Here is a 1,383-nt window from a genome sequence, read left to right on the forward strand (position 1 = left end):
CAAAAAAGGTATACCTCTTGCGATGTTAAAATTGATTTCAAGAAAAGAATTATAGAATCTCCTGTTAAAGCACGTAAACAGGTGACAGAGGCTCTTCCCTATATTCGGTCTATAAAAATCTAAAACTATTCGAGTTTGGTCAAAATAGCAGCTTAACAATTGAATTGTTATCAATTAATTATCTTTATGGGCTTTAGGCTGTTCGCTATCTGCCATCGAAATCTTAAATATATTAAACATTACAGATATAATTTCTATTAATGCGAGCATAGATATAACGATTATTATTAATTCGGCAGTAGTGTATATAGAATCCGATGAGGGTATATATTCCCCTGTAGGCATTATAATAAAAGGGATGCCTACAACTCGTAAATACGGTAAAAGAATAGATAAAGTAAGACAGCCAATTAAAATCATTACATCAGATTTGAGGTTGTCGATAAACGTTATAAATCTAGCGTTATTATTAGAGATGTTAGGGGTAGTCCCCTTTAAACTGGTTAAGGCTGCGAATATGATTGAAATACCAGCCGTAATACCGCCTAGAACACTTCCAATAATTCCTGATGTTGTATTTTCAATTAATTTAATTGCTTGAGGGTCATCCGTTGCAAGCGAAAAACAGAGAATAGCAATTAGTGATAAATAGAGTATTACTTTAATCATCATCGGTATTATCTTTGTATGTATATTCATTTTGGTAATGACTAATCAAGTGGGCAAGTTCTGTACTATCATACCCTTGAAGATCAGCCTCCGATAATTGTCCATTTATAAACGTAATCTTAGCAGATTTATGACTTGATACGTCTGTAACGGGGCTATTTGCAACTTTTCTTCCCCACATTTTCCAATCGCCACCTCCTTTTTTTATCCATCGCACTGCATTATTAACCCAGCCTTTTGATGAAAGTTTTAATTTACCGCTCACATTTTCAAAGGTTGTTTTAATATGGTTTGCATTTGTTTGTTCAGTTATATCATTCAAAGCATCTTTCATAGATTGCTCTGTTTCTCCGAATAGATTAGGAGGAATTAATTCGAACTCAATTTTTTCAACAAACTCAAAATTATCATATTCAGACCAAAAGTCGCATTTAGCGTCATCAAGAACAGGTTTTAATTCTACCCGTAAGCCTATTTCAGCTAAAATAATATTATTAGCTAGTTTTTCAAAACATTTACATACAGCATTAGGAGTGCGAAATACGTTAGCTTTTTTCTCAACCAATAACACTTGCTCTACACGATCCCAAATCCAAATTAAAGGAGGATAGTTATCAATATCATACTCTTCAAACCCCGCATCATGACCATGAAACTTATTTGCTTTTGAAACAACTCCAGCCATAACATTATTAGAATCAGGTTTTACAGAAA

General features: G+C 33.3%; 2 protein-coding genes. Both read right to left on the reverse strand.

Features of this window, described 5'->3' with window-relative positions; all coding sequences use genetic code 11:
- Nucleotides 1-174: 174 nt before the first annotated feature.
- Nucleotides 175-672, reverse strand: a complete 498-nt coding sequence (locus GQR46_RS19705; RefSeq protein ID WP_165742227.1) for a hypothetical protein — start codon at nucleotides 670-672, stop codon at nucleotides 175-177.
- A partial coding sequence (locus GQR46_RS19710; protein ID WP_206009716.1) for a hypothetical protein occupies nucleotides 662-1,383 on the reverse strand: 722 nt, incomplete at its 5' end. The genes GQR46_RS19705 and GQR46_RS19710, both read right to left, overlap by 11 nt.

It is taken from the genome of Pseudoalteromonas sp. Z1A6, assembly GCF_011378745.1.
Lineage (GTDB): Bacteria > Pseudomonadota > Gammaproteobacteria > Enterobacterales > Alteromonadaceae > Pseudoalteromonas > Pseudoalteromonas arctica.

Coding starts and splice junctions, on each gene's coding strand:
- GQR46_RS19705 (WP_165742227.1), bottom strand. CDS start 672: ATGATGATTAAAGTAATACTCTATTTATCACTAATTGCTATTCTCTGT.